Here is a 15,691-nt window from a genome sequence, read left to right as displayed (position 1 = left end):
AGCACCGCGTACCCGTTCTTCCGCCGTCGCGATTCGACGATTCGTTCGCTTTCGCACGAAGCGACACGCGGCTAGTATCCGCCGACTCCCGCCGGACCCCTGCCATGCGCCCTGCCCTGCTTGCGCTCGCCCTCGCCGCCGCCTGCTGCACGAATCCGGCCCACGCCGAACATTGGATCGTCGATGCGCGCTACCCCGACCGCGCCGCGCTCGCGCGCGCCGCGGCGCGCTTCCAGCACGTCATCGTCGACGACGAGCGCCGCCTGCTGCGCGTGGAAACCGACGACGCCGGCGTGCGCAAGCTGAAAGACGCAGGACTGGAAGTCACCGTCGACTTGGTCGCCAGCGCGCGCATGCAATCGCTGCAGGCTCGAATCGAGACGGCCGACAAAGACGGCTTGGGCCTCGCCGGCATTCCCGGCTTCGAGTGTTATCGCACGGTCGAGGAGACGTATCAGACGATGGATCGGCTGGTCGCCGACCATCCCGACATCGCCGTGGTCGACCTGCTCGGCCCGACCTGGAAAAAAGCGCATAACCCCGCCCAGGGCTACGACATGCGCGCGCTGCGCATCACCAATCTGGCCACCGCGGCGGTCGATCCGGAGCGTCCGCGCATGGTCGTGTACAGCTCGATCCACGCGCGCGAATACGCACCGGCCGAAGTGAATACGCGTTTCGCCGAGTGGTTGATTCAGGGTTACGGCAACGATCCCGAAGCGACCTGGCTGGTCGACCACAACGATTTCCGCCTGATCCTGCAGGCCAACCCGGACGGCCGCAAGGAAGCCGAACAGCAGATCTACTGGCGCAAGAACACCGACGGCGTCAGCGGCAACTGCGACGGCAACGCCGCGGTCGACACCGACGGCGACGGCGTCGACCTCAATCGCAATTTCCCGTTCCACTGGAACATCGTGCCCAACGACGGCGGCTCCAGCAGCGACGTGTGCGACCAGACCTACCGCGGTCCGCTGAAAGCGTCGGAGTCGGAGACGCAGAACCTGTTCGCCTACGTCGCCGGCACCTGCAACGCGGCCGGCGAATGCAACGGCGGCGTGTTCGCCGACCGCCGCCACGGCTCGATGGCCGGCACCAGCGGCCACGACGACGGCGACGCCGCGCCCGACGACACCACCGGCTTCTTCATCGACATGCACAGCAATGCCGCGCTGGTGTTGTGGCCGTGGGGCGATACGCCGAGCGCGGCGCCGAACCGCGACGCGTTGCGCACGCTCGGCCGCCGCCTGGCCTGGTTCAACGGCTACCGGCCGGAGCAGTCCGACTCGCTCTACCCGACCGACGGCGCCACCGACGACACCATGTACGGCCTGCTCGGCGTGCCCGGCTTCACCATCGAGACCGACGGCTCCGATTTCTTCCAAGACTGCGGCTCGTTCGAAGCGAGCACCGCGCCCGACAACGTCGCCGCGCTGCGCTACATCGCGCGTGCGCTGCACGCGCCGTACAAGCTGCCGGGCGGCCCCGATACCTTGAGCGTGACGGCGACGCCAGACTTGATCGCCGCTGGCGACCCGATCGAAGTATCCGCAGCGCTCGACGGCGGCCGCTACAACCAGTCCAACGGCAGCGAGCCGGTGCGCAACATCGCGAGCGCGGCCGCGTACGTCGACGCGCTGCCGTGGGACGGCAGCGCGCAAACGCTGGCGCCGACCGACGGCACGTTCGACACGGCGGTGGAAACGGCGAGCGGCTCGCTCGACAGCAGCGGCCTGGCCGAGGGACGTCACCTGATCTACGTGCAAGGTGTCGATGCCGACGGCAAGGCCGGCACGCCGAACGCGGCCTTCGTCGAGGTCGCGCCGGCCGCGGCGATCGCGAAGCTCGACGGCACCGTCACCGCGCGCACCGGCGGCACGCCGATCGTCGCCAGCATCAGCGCCAGCAACCCGACCACCGGCGAGCAGCGGACGACGACCAGCCAGGCCGGCGACGGCCATTACCTGCGCACGATGCTGGCCGGCACGGTCGACGTGCACGTCAGCGCGCCGGGCTATCTCAGCGAACAGCTGAGCGGACTCGCTCTCGCCGGCGGCGCCACGACCACGCGCAACTTCCAATTGCTGCCGACCTGCACCCTGCTGCACGACGATGTAGAAAACGGCGCCGGCGGCTGGACCGCACAATCGCCGTGGACGATCGTCGACAATCTTGCCGGCCATCCGGGCCACGCCTGGAATACACCGAACTACGGCGACAACCTCAACCGCTCGCTGACCTCGGCCGGCGTCGATCTCACCGGCTACAGCGAGATCGCGGTGGACTTCGACGACCGCTGCGCGACCGAAGCCGGCTACGACTTCGGCTACGCCGAGTTCAGTGCCGACGGCGGCTCGACCTGGACCACCTTTTACAGCTGCAGCGGACGCAACAGTTGGCAGTCCAATCACTACGAACTGCCGGCAGCGGCGAACGGCGCCAGCGCATTCAAGCTGCGCTTCCGCCTGGAGTCGGACACCAATACCAACGGCGCCGGCTGGGCGGTCGACAACGTGCGAATCGAAGCCGGCGGTGACGCCTGCCGCGCCACGCAGCAGGTGGATACGATCTTCGAGAACGGGTTCGACGGTGGTTAGGGAAACCAGCTATCCGCGAAGGCCGGCCGTTCGCGGCACAGCCTTCGATGGATGCGCGCTGTCGCGCGCGTCATGCCGGTTCGATCGTGCGGTAGTTTTTTAAGCGACGAGCTGGCCGCTAGCGACCAGCTCGCACACCGTGCGCACGTCCGCATCCATCGCGCGGTCGCGCGCCATGAAGGCGACGCGCTCGCGGATTTGCGCGCGCGCGCGTGCCACGGCCGTGCCGGGGTGGAAGTCCTGCGCTTCGGCCAAGGCTCGGGTCAGCGCTTGCACTTCGTTCTCGAACTGCGCACGCGTCGGATGGCTGGCGTCGGGCGCGTTGGCGATCTTCGCCGCCAGCGCGCGCCAGTCGCCGCGCTGCGCGAGGCGGCGGGCGGCGTTCAACATGTCCTGGCGGTAATCGAGCGCTTGCGCGGCGGTGTACAGCTCGAGCGCGAGCACGTGACTGAGATCTTCGGTCATCTCGAGCACGTGGCGCGCTTCGTTGGCGCCCATCGAGACGTGGTCCTCGGCGTTCGCGCTGGTCGGAATCGAATACACCGAGGCCGGGTGCGCGCGCGTGGCGAGATCGTTGACCAGGGCGGCGGCGGTGTACTGCACGATCATGAAGCCCGAGTCGGTGGCGTCTTCGTTGCCGATCAGAAAGGCCGGCAGGCCGTCGTTGGTGGCCGGGTCGACCAGCTTGTTCAAGCGGCGCTCGGAGATCGAGGCCAGCACCGGAATCGCCGCCTTGACGTAGCTCATCGCCAGCGCCAGCGGCATCCCATGGAAATGACCGGCCGAGATGACCTGGTCTTCGATCACTTCGGCGGCTACGGCGTCGGGGAAGATCAACGGATTGTCGGTGACCGCGTTCAGTTCGACCTCGATCACGCGCGCGGCCTGCGCCAGCGCATCGCGCACCGCGCCGTGCACTTGCGGCATGCAGCGCAGGCAGTAGGCGTCTTGCGGCTGGTGCTTCTTGCCGCCCTTGAACGGCAGGAAGCGCTGGTAGAACGACTCGCGACCGTGGCGCTGCGAAGCAGGCACCCAGTCCCAGCTGATGTCGAAGCGCTGCTGGCGATCCTGCGGATCGCTCCAGGCGTCGGCCAGCCAGGTCTTGAAGCGCGGCACGAAGTGATAGGCGATGTCGGCCAGGGTCGAACCTTCGAGCAGCGTACGAACGCGCGCGGCGGTTTCGACTTGCCCCGGGTGCGGACGCAGCGCGTGCACTTCCGGCTTGAACGCGCTGACGCGGCCGGCGAACGCATCCAAGGTCATCGCCGCGGCGAGATCGGCGGTGGCGAGCAGGGTTTCCAAACGATCGAGCGCGAGCACGCCGCAGGCGAGCATCTGCGCGGTGCCGTTGTTGAGCGCGAGGCCTTCCTTGAACGACAGCGTGATCGGTTCGAGGCCGGTGCGGCGCAGCGCTTCCGCGCCGCTCACGCGTTCGCCGCGATGGAACGCTTCGCCGCCGCCGAGCAGCACGATGGCCAGATGCGACAGCGGTGCCAAGTCTCCGCTGGCGCCGACCGAGCCCTTCTGCGGGATCAGCGGCACGATGTCGCGATTGAGCAGTTCGCTCAGCGCGCGCAGGGTCGAGACGCGAATGCCGGAATGGCCGCGCATCAAGGTGTTGATGCGGATCGCCAGCATCGCGCGCACGACATCGGCCGCGAACGGCTCGCCGACGCAGACCGCGTGCGTGATGACAAGGTTGTGTTGCAGCTCTTCCAGCAAGGTGCCCGAACTCGGCTCCGGATTGCCGCCCGGCAGTTCGTCGCGCGCGCGATGCGCGCCGAGCAACTTGTCCGCGTTGCTGCCGAAGCCGGTGGTGACGCCATAGATCGGCTCGCCGCCCTTGACCTTGTCGGCGAGGAAATCGGCCGCGCGCTGCACGTGCGCGAGCTGCCCTTCGTCGAGCGCGACGGCGACACCGCCGCGAGCGATCGCGACGAGCTGCTCGCGCGTCAGGCTGTTGCCGTCGAGGGTGATCGTTTTGGTTCCCATGTCATTCCGTTCCAGACGTCCGTTGTTTTCGTTTCGGCGCCGCTGCGCCCTGCTTCTTCGAAGCTTTCGCGCGCGGATTGAATTCCAGCGCCAGCCCTACCCAGTACTCAAGCGCTTTGCGGGTTTTGATCGCTTCGGGACGAACGTAACCGTAGCCCCGATAGTGCCGGCCCCGCATGATCATCGGCCGGTAGCCTTCCCGGCTCTCGACCTTTTCCTGCAAGAGGGGATCGAAGCGCAGCATCAACTCATTGCCGCTCGCGCAGACGCACATCTTGCCGTCGACCATGAAGGCGAGCCCGCGAAACATGCGCTTTTCCTCGACCCGCGGCTGCTGCGCCAGCAGTTCGCGGAGGCGCGCGGCCAAGGCTTCGTCGACTGGCATAGAAGGAATTCTCCGAAACGCCGGCGCCGCGGCTGCGTCGGACTAGCTGCGCGGCATCGCCGCCATCTGTGCGATTTCCACGCGCAAGGTTTCCGCCAGCTCCGCGCGCGCGACTTCGAACTGCTCTTCTTTGCGCAGATCCTTGACCGTGACGACGCCTTTGGCGATTTCGTCCGAGCCGAGCACGAGCACGAAGCGAATGCCGGCACGGTCGGCGTACTTGAACTGCTTAGCCAGCTTGCCGGGTTCGACCACCGCTTCGGTGTTGATGCCGGCGCGGCGCAGTTCGGTCGCGAGTTCCAGATAGCGCGGCAGCTCGTTCTCGTCCATCTGCGCGACCAGGGCCTGCACCGTGCTGCGGCCGCCTTTGAGCAAGCCCGCTTCGCGCAGCTGCCAGTACAGGCGCGTCGCGCCGATCGAAATGCCGACGCCGGGCAGGCGCGACTTGGTGTAGTGACTGGCGAGATTCTCGTAGCGGCCGCCTGAGCAGATCGAACCGATCTGCGGGTGGTCGTTCAAGGTGGTTTCGTAGACGGTGCCGGTGTAGTAGTCGAGCCCGCGCGCGATGGACAAGTTGAGCGCGTAGTGCGATTGCGGCACGCCGAACGCTTCGATCAGGGTCAGCGTCTCCTTCAATTCGGCGCGGCCTTGTTCGAGCGCCTCGCTGCCGGCGCCGAGCGAATCGAGCTTGGCCAAGGCCTCGGCCAGCGAGGTCGAGCGGAACGCGACGAAGTCGAGCAGCTTCGCCACCGCCTCGGCTGACAGCGCGAATTCCGCGCCGGTCAGAGTCGCGCGCACCGCGTCGACGCCGCGCTTGTCGAGCTTGTCGACTTCGCGCAGCACCGCCGCTTGGCGTTCCGCATCGCTGAGGCCGAGCCCTTCCAGCCAGCCGCGCATCAGCTTGCGGTTGTTGATCTGAATCGTGAAGGCGCCGATGTCGAGCTCGCGGAACACGCTGTAGATCACCGCCGGAAGTTCGGCGTCGTAGCGCACCGACAGCGCGTCCTTGCCGATCACGTCGATGTCGCACTGGTAGAACTCGCGGAAGCGGCCGCGCTGCGCGCGTTCGCCGCGGTAGACGCGCTGGATCTGGTAGCGGCGGAACGGGAAGACCAGATCGTGCTCGTGCTCGGCGACGTAGCGCGCCAAGGGCACGGTCAGGTCGAAACGCAACGCCAGCTCCGGCACCTCGCCGTCCTTGGCCGCCTGCAAGGCGCCGGTGGACTGCACGAAATACACCTGGCGCTCGGTTTCGCCGCCTTCCTTGGTCAACAGCACGCTGGAGAATTCCATCACCGGCGTTTCCACCGGCAAGAACCCGTAGCGTTCGAAATTGCGCCGGACCGCATCGAGCATGGCCTGGAACTCGACCTGGTCGAGCGGCAGCAGTTCGAGCACGCCCGGCATCGTGCGGGCTTGAGTGACAGCCATGGATTCCTCATCGCGAAGGCGGCGCCGAGCGGAGCGCCGCAAACGCAAAGCCTACCAGAACGCGACTTTGCGGCACCGCCAAGATCGCAGGAAAAAACAATGGAGTGCGCAACGCGCCGGCGCCTTGCGCCAGGCGCCGCCGCTAGAGTCGTGCGCTTGCGCAGTCTCGGAGAACGCTGGTGCGATCGATCCTCTTATGCCTCGGCGTCATCGCCTCCGGCGCGACGGCGTCCGCCGCCGATGCACCTCTGGTGCCATATCCGGAAGGCTATCGCGACTGGCACCACGTCAAAACTCTAGTGGTGCAGCCGGGCAACCCGATGTACGCGGCGGTCGGCGGCATCAACCACACCTACGCCAACGCAAAAGCGATGCGCGGCTATGCGGACGGAAATTTCCCGGAAGGCTCGACCCTGGTCTTCGACACGATCGAAGGACACGACGCCGACCACGCGATCACCGAGGGCAAGCGAAAAGTGATCGGCGTGATGACCAAGGACAGCAAGCGCTACGCCGCCACCGGCGGCTGGGGTTTCGAGAATTTCGAAGCCGGCGATCCGAAACGGCCCGTATTCGGAGCCAAGGCAGCCGCGGCGTGCTTCGCCTGCCACAACCGCCCCGGCACGCGCGACCACGTCTACAGCCGCCCGCGTGACTGAGCCCCGAGCGACCATGAGCGGTGCTGGGCGCCGTCTCGAACGACTTTGTTGCACCCTTTCGGGAGTGCCGTTAGAATTCGCGGCCCGCTACGGCGGACAGTCGGGGTGTAGCTCAGCCTGGTAGAGCGCTACCTTCGGGAGGTAGAAGTCGCAAGTTCGAATCCTGTCACCCCGACCAATCTTTTTTAGCGAGAAAAGCCACTCTCACCGAGTGGCTTTTTTCGTTGTGTCAACGCCGTGTCAGCAAAACGCGCCCAAGCACACTCCCTAATGTAGGAACTTTCCTACACCTTCCCGCGGCATGTTCCGATTCCCTTGAGGCTCCACTGAGGCATCATTCTCGTGCCGCGTCGGTGGACGCGGTTGGGGGAGCAAGATGCTTGCTGCAGCCGTCTTCGTGCTGATGCTCATCGCCGAGTGCGCCTCGACAGGCCCCGGGATACCGAGCGACCTGCAGTGTCTCCCAGGCGTGGGGAGAGAGGCAGCATGAGAATCGGAACCTTGATCGTCATTTGTCTATGTGCGTTCGCCAGTATGAGCGTCGCGCAGGCCGATCCGTTGCCGCTGTTCACCAATGTCACCCTGTCCGGCGACGGCAATTCACCCCCACCTGCCGATTCAGTGGCCCTGTACGACTCAACCCTAGACGTAGCTGGCATGGCGAAGACGCCGAATGAAGTCGTCGTGAGGATCCCTCGTGCTACCGGCGATGTGCTCGCGACGATCCATTTGAAGTCGATGGACCGGCGCGAAGGATTCACCGAACGCGATCCGTTGGGATGCGGATCGAACAATCCGCCGCCTGGAGCCTGCGAGATCATCCCGTATCCGGCTTTGCCAGCGAATCAGTTTTCCTACACGTGGGTAGGTGCGGGCGATAACCAAGATCTGCGCCTGACGATCCATCGAGGGTATGCGGTGGGCGTGTTGGTCGGACCTGGCTATCGGTTCGAAATACGCTGGAACAAGCTCAAGGAATTGCGCCAGAGTTACTTCCGCACGGACGACACCTTGCCGCCGCCACAGAGGCCGGCGCCCAACCGGGTTTCACCTGTTGAGGTGCGCCATGTTCCGGTAATAAGCGCCGCTGCGGCCCAAGCGGCGACTTACACCCGGATCGAACCGAAAGGCACAGCCGGCGCTGGCGTGACCGACGTCGATATGCTCGTGCTGATCACCGAGGAGGCGAGACGCCAAGCGGGAGGAAACCCTACGGATTGTCGCGACATGACCGGCGCGCTGGCCTACGTGCAGCAGAATGTCAATTCGATCAATACGGCGTTCCGGGACAGCCTCATTCCGGCTCGAGTTGGTGTGGTGACGGTGACGAGGCTGACGGGGTATTCGTTGATTCCAGACGATGGAGCGTATACTTTTGTCAGACAAAACCTTCAGAATATTCAAGACAGCGCCAATATTGCTGCGTTTCGAGATTTCATCGGTGCAGATGTGGTTTCAACGATATTCGACACACAGACCCGCCTTGGTCCCTGCGGCGTAGCCTTTATACAGCGAGCGAATTGCGGCACTTCGGGTGGCATCCCGGGCTGTGGGATGGGTACACAATTTTCTCAGTTCACTCATCTTCTGGAAACGATCCAATGCAATACGATGGATACGTTCACGCACGAACTCGGCCATGTGCTCGGCGCTGAGCATGACCGATTCAACACGAGCGCGAGCGAGACGACCGCATCGTTTCCGTACTCGTTCGGCTACGGCTATGGCTCGGGCGAGCCAGACGGCTTTGAGACGATCATGTCGCAACGTGGCTTCGATATGCCTGAGTATTTCCCGAGGCGTCTGCTCCAATTTTCGAATCCGAATGTGCTGTTCCGCGGCCGTCCAACCGGCGTGACTGTGGGCCAGACCGGTCAGTCTTACAACGCACAGACGCTCACAAACCTGCTGCCAGGAACTGCTGCACTACGTGGGCGCCCCAACATCATTTTTGCAAGCGGCTTCGACGAACAGAGCGCGTGCCCTGGGATTTCGTATTAAAAGGAGCACTGCATGTTTTTCGTCCATTCAATTGACCGACGAAATCTTTGTCTAATGTTTCTTACAGCGCTCGTATTAAGCACGCCGATAATGGCGGGTGAGCGGGCGAAAATCGATTTGTCGATCCAAGTTGACATGGCACCGGAGACATTCACTCCGGGTGGCCACAACATATTCTCCGTTACACTACACAACGCCGGCCCAAGTAACGCCGGTGAATCCAGTCAGAATGAGCTGCCCGTCTATGTTTACGGCAGTTCGATCATCTTCCCGTCAACGCAACCCCCGCCCCTCGAAATTCTCGAAGTCATTCAGGGAGGATGCTGGCTGGATCGCTGGTCCGAGCCTTTGCCGGGCGGAAACTGGGTCGTGCAATTCAGCTATTCGTTTCCCCCGCTTGTCGCAGGCGAGTCGCACACTTGTGCCAGCGATATTGCATTTGCCACGTTGGCGACTATGGACATCGCCACAAATTGGCGCGTGAACAGTCCGCTCGATGACGACATCAACGTTGCCAATGATCGCGTTGATTTCACATTCGTGGCCGCGTCGCCAAAACTACCAGCGGCAGTAGCATCAGGATCAGCGTGGAGCTGGTTGACCCTTGCATTCTTACTAGTCGGCGCCGCGCTCCGTCACGTAACCTCTGTGAACTTCAGCGGCCATGTGGAGTACGGCGAGCCCTCTCGTTTAGCTCGCCTAGCTGCGATGGTCGGGCTAACATCATTCCACGCTGGATGAAGTCCCGCTGGAACTCATAGTCTCTAGTGGTTGGAGCGATCCCGTCGTGCGTGTAGTCGCCTACCGCGCGGAGTCGTGACGTCGCCAAAAGTCCACGCAGCCGGCGAACCAGGTCGGCGTGTCTGAGTTGTTTCCAGACCTGATTGCGCTCTTCATGCCATTTTGCGACTGAACTCGACGACGCTCTCCACAAAGGCTGCATCAATTCGTAAACCGTCGCCGTCAGTGGGTGGCGGTGCAGATGCCATGCGCACCATCTTCTCGAAGAAGTCAACAAGGCCGACTCCGGCATAGCGCCGCGGGCGGCTTCGATTCCGACCTCAGCCGCTGCAAGCAACGCTGGGATCGCTCTAGCGGCCCAGCCCGTAGTGGTTCCGAACAAGGTGGTGAGCGCCGTTACGTTCTAATCCACATTGGGTGGTGTTCCCGACAGCGAAGCGGGCGCCCAATCTTCTGAGCTCACGCACCTCCTGGAAACGATCCAATGCAATACGATGGATACGTTCACGCACGAACTCGGCCATGTACTTGGCGCTGAGCATGACCGATTCAACACGAGTGCGAGCGAGACGACCGCATCGTTTCCGCACTCGTTCGGCTACGGCTATGGTTCGGGGGAGCCAGACGGCGTTGAGACGATTATGTCGCAACGTGGCTTCGATATGCCCGAGTATTTCCCTAGGCGTCTGCTCCAGTTTTCGAACCCGAATGTGCTGTTCCGCGGCCGTCCAACTGGGGTGGCTGTCGGCGGGACCGGCCAGGCTTACAACGCCCAGACTCTGACGAGCCTAACGCCCGGGACCTCTGCATTCCGCACGCGGCCCACATCATCTTCGCCAGCGGCTTCGATGAACAAAGTGTGTGCCCTGGCGTTGTGTACTAAAAGGAGCGCCGCATGATTGACATCAATTCGATTGGGCAGCCTGCTTTACGACTGGTGTTTCTTGCCACGCTCGTCTCTGGCACTACAGCAATGGCGGGCGAACGCGCTCAAGTCGATTTGTCGATCAGCGTTGACATGACGCCAGCGACATTTGTACCCGGTGGCGGGAATACTTTCTCGATCACGGTGCACAACGCTGGACCGGATGACGCGGGAGCAAGCCGCCCCAACGAGCAACCGATTGCTATCTACGGCAGCTCGATCATATTCCTGTCGACCCAGCCACCGCCGCTTGATATTTCCTACGCGGTGAATGGTGGGTGCTATCTCTTTCGATTTTCCGAGCCATTGCCAAATGGTAACTGGGTTCTATCGTATTCCTACCGCCTTGATCCCATTCCAGCCGGACAATCCCGCACGTGCACCAGCGCCATCGAGTTCTCACCTTCGACGACCACAAGTATCGAAACCAATTGGCGAGTGAAGTCGTTGGTGGACGAGGAAATCGAACCAAGCAACAATCGCTTCGACTACACCTTCGTCGCGGCACCACCAGTACCGCCAACTCCCGTTCCGGCGGGGGCGCTTTGGGGCTGGCTAGTGATGGGGCTGGGCTTCGTTCTCGCCGCGCGTCATGCGACAACGCGCAATGACGCTCGCTCTAAGTCGCCCCCCCCCCGCGAACTTCACGGTCGACGTGAAGTACGGTGAGTCGGCCTGGGGGATGTCACCTAGCTGCGTCGGCCGTGCGCGCGGCATCGATTGCTGGATGAAGTCCAGTTGGGACTCGTAGTCTTGGTGCTTTTGCGGGTGGCCCCGGTCTACCGTCCGAGTAGTAGCACAGCGCACAAAGGCGCGACGCCGACCAAGCGATCAAGCCTGACGACGAGGCCGTGAGCGCTAGCATCCGCCTTCGCGAACGGCTGGTTTCGCTTGTGCGATGCACTCCATACGACGGCCATCGGAAGTACAGAGCCTTGCAATGGTGCAACGTTGCACTTCGGGCATGTCGAAAACGCGCCCCGTCGCCTCTACCGACAGATTCACGCCAGAAATTTGCCGCTTGCCGCGGCGACAATGGCGACCCGCGCGTGCTCCGCCCGCTCCGTCTCACGATGACGAGCCGAGCTTCGCATTGCGCCGATAAGAGTTGCCTTCATGCCGAATCGTGTTTGTTCCTTCGCCGCCGCCTTCGCCCTGCTCCTCGCGTTGCCGCACCTCACCGCGGCGGCGGAGCCGCCGGAGGGCATCCACGCGACAGCCACTGACGCCGCGGACGCGGGCGCGCAGCTGCCGGGTGCGGTCACGCGCTGGCTGGTCGGCCGGTTGGTGACGGACGGCAAGCTCGCTTATGTCGTCACGCGCGCCGACGCTACCGTCGAGCAAGACCGCAACGACCGTGAAATGCGCACGCACACGAAGCTCGATGTCGTTGCGCTCTACCCGCTCGGCTACGAGGCGCCGGCGTACGGCGACAACAGCGCCACGCCCGTCGATGCCGGGATACCGTCCGACTCGTCGTGCGGGACCATGCTCGAATCGACGTCGCGATTCGATGACCGTGCACCATTCCTGGTCCTGAAAGACGATGCCTTCGTCGCACTGAATACCGCGACGGCGAACACGTTCGCGAACCTCGCACCGCTCGCAGCCGGTACGCCGACGACGCATCCGATCCGGTTGGGGGACAAGGATCTCGGCAAGCTGCACCGCTGCGCCACCGATTTGCTGGCGCGCATCGCGAAACAGCCGCTGGCCAAGGTTGAACTCGGTACGGGAGACACGTTGCTCGCACAGGTGCCGGTTACGCCGGATGCCGAGTGGACCGCCGACACGCTCGGAACCCTATCGAAGATCGTGATTACACCGAAGAGCGGATCGGCGGCGGACTACTCCATCGACGTGAGCGTGAACTCCAAGATGGTCTGCAACGACCTCGTGCTCGTGAGCTGGAAGCACGGCCGTTCGATCCCATGGCTGCTCCAACGCAGCGGCAATACGTTCGAGGTGAACGATGCGCCACTCGGCAAGGAGGCACCCAAGTTTCCGACTTACACCACGGCGGAACTTCAGGCCGGCATCGAGGACGCGCGTCGCTTCTGGAACATCGACCAGCCGGTCGATCCAGCCAGTTGCCACGACATGCTCACGGGCGAGACCTACACCATCCGCAAGGGCGGTCAGATCGCGCAGCGGATCGAAGTCGGCTATGCAAAGCCCGCGCCGATTGTGCCTTTCGACTGCGAGAGCGATGACAAGCGCGCGAGCCTCGCCGTGCACGTGGCCAGTGACCTCGGGTATCCGATATCGGGCTGGAATTCGAGCGACTACATGCTGTGCAAAGCCATGCCGGACAAACCGGGCACCGCCATCCTCGCGCTCGCCGTATTGCAGAAAGGCAGCGAAGATCCCGAAGGCAGCGGCGACGGCCTCTACGATCTCGATGTCTCGCTCGTCGACATGCGCACGCGGCAGGTGCTCGCCCGTTCGCTGCAGAAGGCTGCGTTCACCTCGGATGCCTGGCGCTTCAGCGGCGTGCAGATCGATACCGGACGCTACAGCCTCGCAAAGAACGTGCGTGCTTTCGGCATACGCGCCACCTCGGGGCCGTCGTCGCGGTACACGCCTGCCGAAGACCGCACGTTGAGTCTGTATGTCCGCGAAGGCGAGCGCTTGCGCAGTGTGGGCGGCCTGCTGACCTATGCGGTTCGCGGCGAGAACAGCGATTCCTGCACATCGACCCTGTCGACGCTGGAGCGGACGATCGACGTCGCAGCGACCGCCAGCCACGGCTTCGCCGACTTGATCGTGACGTCGCGGATCATCAATTCGACGGAGCACGACGACAACGGCAACTGCAAGTCCATCGAGAACGTGCCGACCGTGACGCGCACGACGCTGCACTACGACGGCGAGCACTACGTCATCGCTGACGCGCTGAGTCAGTTCCCATAAGCACGGGCGTAAGGGTTGGCGCGCCGCGCGAAGGCGGCGCTCAAGGCCGAACGGCACGACGTCTTTGCATGTTACCGTCGCAGTGCGATGCCAAGATAAGAGCGCTACCGTCCATCTTCGGGGAAACGATGAAGCTCGCCGTGGTCACCCTGCTGATCGTCTCATTGAGCGCTTTCTCGATCGGCGTGGAGGCACGTCAATCGGCAGGCACAAAGTCCGCCAAGCCGTCCGTCGCATCAGCGAACACGCCGGACTGCTCCGATGTCGAGTGGGAAGTTCGCAAGAGCGTCGATGAGGTCAGCGGCGCCGAGCAGTGCAGTGTCTACACCACTTCGGTGCTCGGCAGCAGCAACGGCAGCCCGATGTTCTTCGCGACCAAGATGCAGCAAATCTTCGTGGTGATGGGCCAGAGCTACCCGGGCGAAGCCGTCGCCATCCAGATCGACAAGGCCAAGGCGCATCGCTTCCCGGCCAAAGGTTCGTCTCTCAAGACAACGCGGGCTATCCTGGCGGAGTTGCGCAAAGGCAAGATCGTGAAGACGCGATACGTGGCATGGCCGCAGCGCGTCAGCCGCGACAAGGCGATTCCGATCTGCGACCTCCCGGCGAAGATCGCGGCGTGCATCGAAGCGGTGCAAGCGCAGCCACAAGCCGGAAAGAAGTCGGCGCGTTGATCGTTTCGTTTCGAAGTTCAAACGGCGACGTATTCGAGAGAGTTTCAAGTCCGTTTCGCCGAGCGAAGTTCGACTTCAACTACGGCGACCAGCGCTTGTCCGCACCGGCAAAAACACCAAGGCCGACGCGCTGCGCAGCGCGTCGGCCTCGTAGCCGCAATGGGGCACTCTTACGAGTGCCTTCAGCCGGCGATTAGTGTTTCGTCGTGCACGCCGCGTACTCGTCGCGCGAGACCTGAGCGTTCGCGTCGGTATCGCAGCGGCTGAAGTTGCGCGACAGCCAGGCGTTGGTGGTGGCTTGCTTCTCGGTGAGGTAGCCGATCTTCTTGGGATCGAGTCGGTCGAACGAGAGCGGCGTCGCCGTCTGCGCGTTCACGCGTTGCTGCTGCCCGACCTGGTTGCCCCAGTCCCTTCCCTGCTGGTTCAACGGCAGTCCACCACCAGACCCTGCGAATGCCGCTGGAACGGCCGCGGCGAAGGCAAGAGCGACTGTAACGATCATCGAAATCCGCTTACTCATGTCACCCTCCATCGTAGTCGGGACGCAACGATTGCATCCTTCGACATGGTGCAGATGAGTATCGCGCCGATCGATTCAATATCGGATGACAAAACGTACATGCTTCTTCGTAGATCCGGTCATTCGAACCGTCCAAGATGACGCTCGCCGCAGGGGCTCTACTGGATGTGAGGTGGTCCGGTGGGCGGGACGAAACGCCGGAACCGCACAGAAGTTGGCAAAAAATATCTTAATATCAAGAACTTAATAAACTCGCCCCAGCTCGAGGACACCCGCTGCCCGTTCGATGAGGCCGCGACCGAACCGGGCCGTCATTCGGTATTCCCAGCACGGTCCGGCGCGCAGAGCGAAGATCATCCGCCGCGCTCGCTGCGCCGCCCCACTTCGGGCATATACTCGCGCGGTAGGCAAATGGGGGCCGTATGCGCATCATCCTCGCGCTGGCTGCGTCGATTGCGGCGACGACATCGTCGCTGGCGGGCGCCACTGGTCTGATCATCCACGACCTCAGTGGATGGGATTACTTCTACGTCGGGCCCATCTTCAAATACGAGCCGAGTCCGCTCGAGGGTTACGCCGAGATCGGCGTGCGCCTGGCCATGCTCGCGCCGAAACCGGTTCGCAGCGACATCGTCTTCGCATCGGATTTCGAGCCGATGAGAAAATGGCGATGGGTGGTCGCGCTCGATCGCGGCGTCCCGGGTTCATGGGTTTCGGGTCAAGGTTACTGTTCGTCGAGCTACGACGGCGTCACCTTGGTTCTGACTTGCATCAACGCGAGTTCCGAGTCGTTCGATCCCACGCCCGAGGATTGGGCGTACGTCTTCGGCGACGAAGGTGGCGGCTAGATTCG

General features: G+C 63.4%; 13 protein-coding genes and 1 tRNA gene. 10 read left to right on the top strand and 4 right to left on the bottom strand.

The window, feature by feature from the left end; translation table 11 throughout:
* Positions 1-104: 104 nt before the first annotated feature.
* The gene (locus tag AC3QL3_RS08840) at positions 105-2,597 is read left to right on the top strand and encodes a M14 family zinc carboxypeptidase (protein WP_492898096.1); all 2,493 of its coding nucleotides are present in this window, start codon (positions 105-107) and stop codon (positions 2,595-2,597) included.
* A gap of 99 nt (positions 2,598-2,696) precedes the next feature.
* Here AC3QL3_RS08840 and AC3QL3_RS08835 read toward each other — a convergent pair whose 3' ends face one another.
* The 3 genes from AC3QL3_RS08835 to hisS are packed head-to-tail and all read right to left on the bottom strand — an operon-like array spanning position 2,697 to position 6,405.
* Positions 2,697-4,589 (bottom strand): HAL/PAL/TAL family ammonia-lyase, encoded by a 1,893-nt coding sequence (locus AC3QL3_RS08835; RefSeq protein WP_492898094.1) that lies wholly within the window; start codon positions 4,587-4,589, stop codon positions 2,697-2,699.
* 1 nt (position 4,590) lies between these two features.
* Positions 4,591-4,974, bottom strand: coding sequence for a TfoX/Sxy family protein (locus AC3QL3_RS08830; protein ID WP_492898092.1), 384 nt, complete (start codon positions 4,972-4,974; stop codon positions 4,591-4,593).
* 42 nt (positions 4,975-5,016) lie between these two features.
* On the bottom strand, positions 5,017-6,405 hold the full coding sequence (hisS, locus tag AC3QL3_RS08825) for a histidine--tRNA ligase (RefSeq protein ID WP_492898090.1): 1,389 nt from the start codon (positions 6,403-6,405) through the stop codon (positions 5,017-5,019).
* A 179-nt stretch (positions 6,406-6,584) separates the two neighbouring features.
* On the opposite strand from hisS, the gene AC3QL3_RS08820 reads away from it, so the two are divergent.
* The 8 genes from AC3QL3_RS08820 (at position 6,585) to AC3QL3_RS08785 (ending at position 14,318) form a co-directional block, all read left to right on the top strand.
* A complete protein-coding gene (locus AC3QL3_RS08820) occupies positions 6,585-7,064 on the top strand; it encodes a cytochrome P460 family protein (RefSeq protein ID WP_492898088.1) in 480 nt (159 codons plus the stop codon).
* 101 nt (positions 7,065-7,165) lie between these two features.
* A tRNA-Pro gene (locus tag AC3QL3_RS08815) sits at positions 7,166-7,242 on the top strand.
* A gap of 308 nt (positions 7,243-7,550) precedes the next feature.
* Positions 7,551-9,065, top strand: a complete 1,515-nt coding sequence (locus AC3QL3_RS08810; protein WP_492898086.1) for a M12 family metallo-peptidase — start codon at positions 7,551-7,553, stop codon at positions 9,063-9,065.
* 12 nt (positions 9,066-9,077) lie between these two features.
* Positions 9,078-9,806 (top strand): hypothetical protein, encoded by a 729-nt coding sequence (locus AC3QL3_RS08805; protein ID WP_492898084.1) that lies wholly within the window; start codon positions 9,078-9,080, stop codon positions 9,804-9,806.
* A gap of 494 nt (positions 9,807-10,300) precedes the next feature.
* Entirely contained in the window at positions 10,301-10,705 is a 405-nt protein-coding gene (locus AC3QL3_RS08800; protein ID WP_492898082.1) for a M12 family metallo-peptidase, read from the top strand.
* Positions 10,702-11,400 carry a hypothetical protein gene (locus AC3QL3_RS08795; RefSeq protein WP_492898080.1) on the top strand — a complete coding sequence of 233 codons (699 nt, stop codon included), beginning with the start codon at positions 10,702-10,704 and terminating at the stop codon, positions 11,398-11,400. The genes AC3QL3_RS08800 and AC3QL3_RS08795 overlap by 4 nt, the downstream gene beginning before the upstream one ends.
* Positions 11,401-11,847: 447 nt before the next feature.
* The gene (locus AC3QL3_RS08790; protein WP_492898078.1) at positions 11,848-13,644 is read left to right on the top strand and encodes a PA3715 family protein; all 1,797 of its coding nucleotides are present in this window, start codon (positions 11,848-11,850) and stop codon (positions 13,642-13,644) included.
* 128 nt (positions 13,645-13,772) lie between these two features.
* Positions 13,773-14,318 carry a hypothetical protein gene (locus tag AC3QL3_RS08785; protein ID WP_492898076.1) on the top strand — a complete coding sequence of 182 codons (546 nt, stop codon included), beginning with the start codon at positions 13,773-13,775 and terminating at the stop codon, positions 14,316-14,318.
* 193 nt (positions 14,319-14,511) lie between these two features.
* On the opposite strand, the gene AC3QL3_RS08780 is transcribed toward AC3QL3_RS08785, so the two are convergent.
* The gene (locus AC3QL3_RS08780; protein ID WP_492898074.1) at positions 14,512-14,838 is read right to left on the bottom strand and encodes an EF-hand domain-containing protein; all 327 of its coding nucleotides are present in this window, start codon (positions 14,836-14,838) and stop codon (positions 14,512-14,514) included.
* A 422-nt stretch (positions 14,839-15,260) separates the two neighbouring features.
* Between AC3QL3_RS08780 and AC3QL3_RS08775 the strand changes: the two genes are divergently transcribed.
* Positions 15,261-15,686, top strand: a complete 426-nt coding sequence (locus AC3QL3_RS08775) for a hypothetical protein (RefSeq protein WP_492898072.1) — start codon at positions 15,261-15,263, stop codon at positions 15,684-15,686.
* Positions 15,687-15,691: the final 5 nt, after the last annotated feature.

The organism is Dokdonella sp. GW821-FHT11D02, assembly GCF_058808595.1.
This window is presented reverse-complemented; position numbering and strand designations above follow the sequence as displayed.

Coding starts and splice junctions, on each gene's coding strand:
- AC3QL3_RS08795 (WP_492898080.1), top strand. CDS start 10,702: ATGATTGACATCAATTCGATTGGGCAGCCTGCTTTACGACTGGTGTTT.
- AC3QL3_RS08840 (WP_492898096.1), top strand. CDS start 105: ATGCGCCCTGCCCTGCTTGCGCTCGCCCTCGCCGCCGCCTGCTGCACG.
- AC3QL3_RS08830 (WP_492898092.1), bottom strand. CDS start 4,974: ATGCCAGTCGACGAAGCCTTGGCCGCGCGCCTCCGCGAACTGCTGGCG.
- AC3QL3_RS08785 (WP_492898076.1), top strand. CDS start 13,773: ATGAAGCTCGCCGTGGTCACCCTGCTGATCGTCTCATTGAGCGCTTTC.
- AC3QL3_RS08800 (WP_492898082.1), top strand. CDS start 10,301: ATGGATACGTTCACGCACGAACTCGGCCATGTACTTGGCGCTGAGCAT.
- AC3QL3_RS08810 (WP_492898086.1), top strand. CDS start 7,551: ATGAGAATCGGAACCTTGATCGTCATTTGTCTATGTGCGTTCGCCAGT.
- AC3QL3_RS08835 (WP_492898094.1), bottom strand. CDS start 4,589: ATGGGAACCAAAACGATCACCCTCGACGGCAACAGCCTGACGCGCGAG.
- AC3QL3_RS08775 (WP_492898072.1), top strand. CDS start 15,261: ATGCGCATCATCCTCGCGCTGGCTGCGTCGATTGCGGCGACGACATCG.
- AC3QL3_RS08790 (WP_492898078.1), top strand. CDS start 11,848: ATGCCGAATCGTGTTTGTTCCTTCGCCGCCGCCTTCGCCCTGCTCCTC.
- AC3QL3_RS08805 (WP_492898084.1), top strand. CDS start 9,078: ATGTTTTTCGTCCATTCAATTGACCGACGAAATCTTTGTCTAATGTTT.
- AC3QL3_RS08780 (WP_492898074.1), bottom strand. CDS start 14,838: ATGAGTAAGCGGATTTCGATGATCGTTACAGTCGCTCTTGCCTTCGCC.
- hisS (WP_492898090.1), bottom strand. CDS start 6,405: ATGGCTGTCACTCAAGCCCGCACGATGCCGGGCGTGCTCGAACTGCTG.